This is a genomic window from uncultured Granulicatella sp., assembly GCF_963528315.1.
Lineage (GTDB): Bacteria > Bacillota > Bacilli > Lactobacillales > Aerococcaceae > Granulicatella.
The window spans coordinates 1-7,017 of sequence record NZ_CAURVV010000063.1; the positions used below are offsets into that span (position 1 = coordinate 1).

The 7,017-nt window shown below is 33.6% G+C and carries 7 protein-coding genes; all 7 read left to right on the plus strand.

What is annotated here, in order from left to right:
- The first annotated feature begins 306 nt into the window (after positions 1-306).
- Positions 307-1,863, plus strand: coding sequence for a bifunctional metallophosphatase/5'-nucleotidase (locus tag RYK07_RS08540; RefSeq protein WP_314853448.1), 1,557 nt, complete (start codon positions 307-309; stop codon positions 1,861-1,863).
- A 128-nt stretch (positions 1,864-1,991) separates the two neighbouring features.
- A complete protein-coding gene (locus RYK07_RS08545) occupies positions 1,992-2,675 on the plus strand; it encodes a response regulator transcription factor (protein ID WP_314853453.1) in 684 nt (227 codons plus the stop codon).
- On the plus strand, positions 2,650-3,669 hold the full coding sequence (locus RYK07_RS08550) for a sensor histidine kinase (protein ID WP_314853449.1): 1,020 nt from the start codon (positions 2,650-2,652) through the stop codon (positions 3,667-3,669). Before RYK07_RS08545 ends, RYK07_RS08550 begins: the two co-directional genes overlap by 26 nt.
- Positions 3,670-3,754: 85 nt before the next feature.
- Entirely contained in the window at positions 3,755-4,642 is an 888-nt protein-coding gene (rapZ, locus tag RYK07_RS08555) for an RNase adapter RapZ (RefSeq protein WP_314853450.1), read from the plus strand.
- Positions 4,639-5,658, plus strand: coding sequence for a YvcK family protein (locus tag RYK07_RS08560; protein WP_314853451.1), 1,020 nt, complete (start codon positions 4,639-4,641; stop codon positions 5,656-5,658). The genes rapZ and RYK07_RS08560 overlap by 4 nt, the downstream gene beginning before the upstream one ends.
- Before the next feature lie 66 nt (positions 5,659-5,724).
- The gene (gene whiA / locus RYK07_RS08565; RefSeq protein ID WP_314111919.1) at positions 5,725-6,660 is read left to right on the plus strand and encodes a DNA-binding protein WhiA; all 936 of its coding nucleotides are present in this window, start codon (positions 5,725-5,727) and stop codon (positions 6,658-6,660) included.
- An 82-nt stretch (positions 6,661-6,742) separates the two neighbouring features.
- The coding region (locus tag RYK07_RS08570; protein WP_314853452.1) for a single-stranded DNA-binding protein at positions 6,743-7,017 on the plus strand (275 nt) is incomplete at its 3' end.

A 7,017-nucleotide genomic window follows, 5' to 3' on the forward strand; every position in this document is an offset into this window, starting at 1 on the left:
CCAAATTTTGTTTCTGTCATGAGTAAGACGGTGAAACCGTCTTGGAGTTTTCCTGCAGTATCAGCCAATGTGGCTGATACTGCTCATACTACTATAGGAAGTCTTTTCTTATTTTACGGATGTATACTAGAGTACGTCTGAGAGTGGACTTCTTTAATAGTAGTATTAGGATGTAATCAAACCTGACGGTTTTATTGCTGAAGTACTGCTATAGGAAGTCTTTTTTTGTTTTATGATAGAAATCTATATATTTTACGGCTTATATGTTACAATGGACTGTGACTAAAGAAGGAAATGAGGGATAAAATGGAAATCAAAATTATTGAAACAAGTGATATGCATGGATATGTATTGCCTACAAACTATGCTAAAAGAAATTTAGATTTAGGATTTAGTACGGCTAAAGCTGCAACGATTATTAAAAAAATTAAAGCTGAAGCAAAAGGACCAGTTGTTCAAATTGAAAATGGAGACTTTATTCAAGGTTCACCATTGAGTTATTATGTTCGTAAACAAGGTCATCATATTGCTAACGACTTAACGAAAGTATTAAACTATTTAGAATATGATTTAGGAATTTTAGGGAATCATGAATTTAACTATGGATTAGATTATTTACGTGAAGCGATTGAATCATACAATCATCCAATTATTTGTGCGAATATTCTTTCTAAAACAGGAGAGCAAGTATTTGGAGATCCTTATCGTATTATCGAAAAAGAAGGCGTTAAAATTGCCGTTTTAGGATTAACAACTCCATATATTCCAAAATGGGAACAACCTGCAACTGTTAAAGATTTAACCTTTGTTAGTGCTTTAGAAACTGCACAAAAATATGTACCAGAAATGCGAGAAAAAGCAGATATCGTAGTGGTGACTTACCATGGAGGATTTGAATCAGACTTAGAAACTGGTGAACCTACAGAATTATTAACAGGAGAAAATGAAGGGTATGCCATTGCAACTAAAGTACCTGGAATTGATGCTCTTGTAACAGGACACCAACACCGTGTGATTGCGACAAAAGTAAATGGGGTTCCTGTTATTCAACCTGGTTACCGTGGAGCTTATGTAGGTGAGATTAGCTTACAAGTCGAAAAAGAAGGCGACCGTTATGTTGTTGTTAATAGCCAAGCGAAATTACATGAAACAGCGGGAGTTAAAGCAGATCCTAAAGTGTTAGAAATGTTTGAAGAATTACAAGCAGATGTTGAAGATTGGTTAGACACACCAGTAGGAACTGTTGTTGGAGATATGACGATTACAGATCCTCAACAAGCAAGATTAGTCGAGCATCCTTATATTGAATTTATTAATAAAGTTCAAATGGAAGCAACTGGTGCAGATATTTCGGGAACAGCTTTATTCAATAATGAAGGACGAGGATTTGGTTCTAAAATTGCAATGCGTGATGTGATTACAAACTACATTTATCCAAATACTTTAGCAGTGTTAAAAATTTCTGGAGAAGATTTACGTTTAGCATTAGAAAGAGTTGCGACTTACTTTATTGTAAAAGATGGACAAGTTCAATTTAATCCAAAATATATCGAACCAAAACCACAGTATTATAATTATGATATGTATGAAGGTATTGAGTATACGCTTGATTTTACAAAACCATTTGGTGAACGAGTGACGAGATTAGACTATCATGGAGCTCCTGTTAAAGATACGGATGAATTAGAAGTTGTAACAAACCAATATCGTGCAGTAGGTGGCGGGAATTATGCCATGTTTAAACCAGAAAAAATTGTACGTGAAGTTCAAATTGATATGACAGAATTAATTGCGGATTATATGAAAAAACATCCTGTATTAGAAGCTACAACGAACCAAAACTTCAAGACAATTACAAAATAATTTTTTTAAACAATGATGAAAAAACATTTTCCTTTATGTCCTAGCTACTAAAGGAAGGTGTTTTTTTCTTATTTATTCCGTGATACAATCAAGGTGTATAGGAATGTTTAGAAATTGAGGTGAAATGGATGCATACGGTGATGATTGTGGAAGATGAACCAATTATTCGTGATGCTGTAGCTCAGGAATTAAGTAAATGGAATTATCAAGTAGAATGTGTAACAGATTTTAATAAAGTAATGGATGATTTTGTAAAAGTGAATCCTCAGTTAGTGATATTAGATATTACTCTTCCATTTTTTAATGGATATTATTGGTGCCAAGAAATTCGTAAAATTTCGAATGTACCGATTTTATTTTTATCTTCTCACCAACAACCAATGGATATTGTCATGTCGATTAATATGGGAGCAGATGACTATATTACAAAACCTTTTGAAATGCCGATATTAGTGGCAAAAATCCAAGGGCTTTTCCGCCGTGCATATGAATTTGTCGGAACTCAAGATTGGATTGAATATAAGGGTACGACGCTACATTTAAAAACGACTCAATTTACTTATAAACAACAAGTGATTGATTTGACAAAAAATGAATTTCAAATTTTACGTGTGCTATTTGAAAGAGTCGGCAGTTTTGTAAGTCGAGATGAACTGATGAAGGAATTATGGAATAGTGATTTCTTTATTGACGATAATACGTTAACCGTTAATGTTGCCCGTCTTCGTAAAAAATTAGAAGAATGCGGCCTAGTGAATTTTATTACGACTAAAAAAGGAATTGGTTATGGGTTGGTGGATTCCAATGAGTAAAGAAAAGAGACAGTTCATTAAACAGTGGCTATTCAGTCATAAACATTTTTTAGTGTATATCGCTTTTATTTTATGCTTATGGTTAGTTTTTGGATTTGCTTTTAATGCATTGGAATGGATGTTGTATTTAATATTGCTAGTGCTAATTTTTTCAGGAGTATTTTTAGCTACTTGGTGTATAAATGATTTCCTTCAGTATAAAAAAATAAAGGAAAATCCCAATTGGAAAGAATTGCTTCAAAGCAAAAAAGAGTGGACAACGTCTGAACAATTTCTATTAGAAAATTTAGAGGCTTATGCTACTCAACTAGCACAAGCTGAATTTCAACAAAGAGAAGCTTATAAAGAGCAATTAGATTACTATACCATGTGGATTCATCAAATTAAGACAAGTATTGCTTCGAGTCAATTATTAATTCAGGCTTTACCAACTCTTCCTGAAAAAAGTCCATTAGAACAAGAGTTAATTAAAATTACGACCTATACCGATTTTGTTTTGCATTATGTTAGAATGGAGACCTTTCATCAAGATTTAGTATTAAGGGAACATTCTTTGGACAGTATAATTCGTCAAATTTTGAAGAAGTTTGCGACGTTCTTTATTTATAAAAATCTTCGTTTATCTTATGATGCTATTGAGCAAGTGATAGTGACAGATGCAAAATGGTTTAGTGTTATTGTAGAACAAATTTTATTAAATTCCATTAAGTATACGGATAAAGGTGGGCAAATTTCGATTTATTTAGATGGACCTTATTTATGTATTCAAGATACAGGAATCGGAATTGCAGAATCTGACCAGCAACGAATTTTTGAAAGAGGATTTAGTGGATTTAATGGGAGAATGAATTATCATTCTTCAGGATTAGGTCTATATTTATCCAATGAAATTGCGAAAAATTTAGGATTAGAATTATCCGTAGAATCAGTTGTTGGAGAAGGAACAACTTTAAAAATTTTATTACAGCAAGATAAGTTAGATACAAGGGCTTAAAAGGAGAGAAAAGCGTTTAAAATTTCCCATGGAACGCCCGGATATGTTATGATAGAGAGAACGAAATAGGAGAGGTGAATGACACATGGCGGATCAATTAGAATTAGTGGTCATTACAGGAATGAGTGGTGCTGGAAAAACAGTAGCAATGCAAAGCTTTGAGGATATGGGCTATTTTTGCGTTGACAATATGCCACCAAGTTTATTACCAAAATTTTGGGAATTAGTAAAAGAATCTGGAAAAATCACAAAAATAGCATTAGTCATCGACTTACGTTCAAGAGCGTTTTTCGATGAAATTATGACATCGATTAGTGGATTAGATAATACTTCGTTTATTACTACGAAAATTTTATTTTTAGAAGCGAGTGATGATGCATTAGTTTCTCGTTATAAAGAAACTCGTCGTACTCATCCATTAGCTGGTGATGGTCGTGTGTATGATGGAATTATTGCAGAACGTCGATTATTACAAGATATTAAAGTTCGTGCTCAAAAAGTCATTGACACAACAACGCTTTCTCCAAGAAAATTACGTGAGGAAATTATGCATACTTTCTCAAATGGAGATACTGATATTTTTACGATTCAAGTTGTATCATTTGGATTTAAATACGGACTTCCAATTGATGCGGATATCGTAATGGATGTTCGTTTCTTACCAAATCCTCACTATATTGAGGAATTACGACCATTAACAGGGCAAGACCATGCTGTTTATGATTATGTCATGAGTCAACCTGAAACAAAAACTTTCTATCATAAATTTATGGAATTACTAGATTTTGTTATTCCTGGTTATAAAAAAGAAGGTAAATCAAGTGTAACGATTGCGATTGGATGTACAGGTGGTCAACATCGTTCTGTTGCATTAACAGAACGTACAGGAAAAGAATTAATGTCTGATTCTTATCATGTAACGATTTCTCACCGAGATAAAGATAAACGTAAAGAAGGGAATGGTCGTTCGTGATTTTTGAAGTAGAGCCTCAAGAAAAGAAGCGAAAGAAAGGTCCTAAAATTACCGTCATTGGTGGAGGAACAGGATTACCTGTCTTATTAAGAAATTTAAGAAAACAAGATGCTGAAGTAACTGCGATTGTAACGGTTGCCGATGATGGAGGAAGTTCTGGAGTTATTCGAGACTATATTAACGTTGTGCCTCCAGGAGATATTCGTAACTGCTTATGTGCATTATCTCCAATGAATTCCTTGCAAAAAGATATTTTCCAATATCGTTTTAAATCGGATGATCAATTTTTCGCAGGGCATGCGATTGGGAATTTAATTATTGCTGCTTTAACAGAAATGCATGGAAATAATATTTTTGATGCAATTCGTCTGCTTTCTAGAATGATGAGTATTGAAGGACATGTTTACCCTGCTGCAGAAGAACCATTATTGTTAAGAGCAGAATTTGAAGATGGAACGATTGTAGATGGAGAGTCTCAATTAGCGAAACATCGTAAAAAGATTAAGCATGTCAGTGTTCATACTTACGATGAAAACCGTAAACCAATTGCTTCGAGAGAAGTTGTTGAAGCGATAATGGAAGCAGATATGGTCGTTATTGGACCAGGAAGTTTATATACAAGTATTTTACCAAACTTAATGATTGAAGATATTGGACGAGCTGTTTGCGAAACAAAAGCAGAAGTTGTGTATATTTGTAATATTATGACGCAATTAGGAGAAACAGAACATTTTGCAGATAGTGATCATGTTCGTGTCTTACATGAGCATTTAGGGGAACGATTTATTGATACGGTATTAGTGAATACGGAGTCTGTTCCAGATGAATATTTAAATCAACAGAAGCATGAAGAATATTTATATCAAGTAAAATATGATTTCCAAGGATTACGTGACCAAGGTTGCCGAGTAATTTCGACAGATTTTCTTAAATTAAGAGAAAATGGTGTCTATCATGACGGACAAAAAGTCATTGATGAATTATTTACTTTATTACGAAGTGTTAAACATGATTAATGAAAAAGAAGTGGGGAAGAGCAACTGTTCTTTCCCACTCCTATTGTATAGGGAAAGGAGGTTATTATGTCATTTGCATCTGAAACAAAAAAAGAATTAACACAATTAGAAGTACATATTGAACATGCAAAAGCGGAATTAGCAGCACTGATTCGTATGAATGGGTCTTTGAGTTTATTTAATCGTCAGTTTGTATTAAATATTCAAACAGAAAATGCTGCGATTGCGAGACGTATTTTCGTATTATTAAAACAACATTATCAAATTGAAAGTGAATTACTTGTTCGCCGTAAAATGAAATTGAAGAAAAATAATGTGTATATTGTACGGTTAAAACAAGGAACTAAGGAAATTTTAAGTGATTTAGGTATTATGGAAAATTTGGAATTAATTACACATATTCCACTTGAGATTCGTGATAATGAAGAGAAAATGCGTTCTTATTTAAGAGGTGCATTCTTAGCAGGAGGATCCGTGAATAATCCTGAAACGAGTCGCTATCATTTAGAAATTTATTCAAACTATGAAGAACATAATGAAGACATTTGTGACATGATGAATGCTTTTGGGCTCAATGCCAGAATGATTGAGAGAAGAAATGGATTTATTACTTATTTAAAAGAAGCAGAAAAAATTGCGGATTTTCTAGCGCTCATTGGTGCAGCGAATGCAATGATGAAATTTGAAGATATTCGTATTGTACGAGATATGAGAAACTCGGTGAATCGTTTAGTGAACTGTGAAAATGCCAATATTAATAAAGTAGTCAATGCAGCTTCCCGTCAGATGGAAGATATTTTATTTATTGAGGAGAAAGTTGGATTAGAGGCTTTGCCAGTAAAATTATTTGAATTGGCACAAGTTAGAAAAGAAAATCCAGATATTAGTTTGAAGGACTTAGGGGAGATTATTCCATCTGGTTCGATTTCAAAATCGGGAGTAAACCATCGTTTGAGAAAAATTTCTGAATTTGCAGAAAATTTAAGAAAAAATATTTCGTAAAAAAATATTTTTCGTGATTTTTTTCGTACTTATAGAGTGAAGAACAATTTGTTCTTTAATCATTCAATGGAGGTACGGAAAAATGAATCATGTTTCATTAATTGGTCGTCTGATTAAGGACGTCGCTGTTCATCAATCTGAGAAGGGAAATTCTGTTTGTCGAAATACTTTGGCAGTGCAGAATATTTATAGACAGAATGATGGGGATAAGCAGACGGATTTTATTCAGGTGATTGCTTTTGGGAAGATGGCGGATCGGATTCAGCGTTTTGTGAAGAAGGGCGATCGTTTAGGAATTGAGGGTCGTATTCATTCGAGACATTATAAGAATCGTGATCAGCAGGATGTTTATGTGAC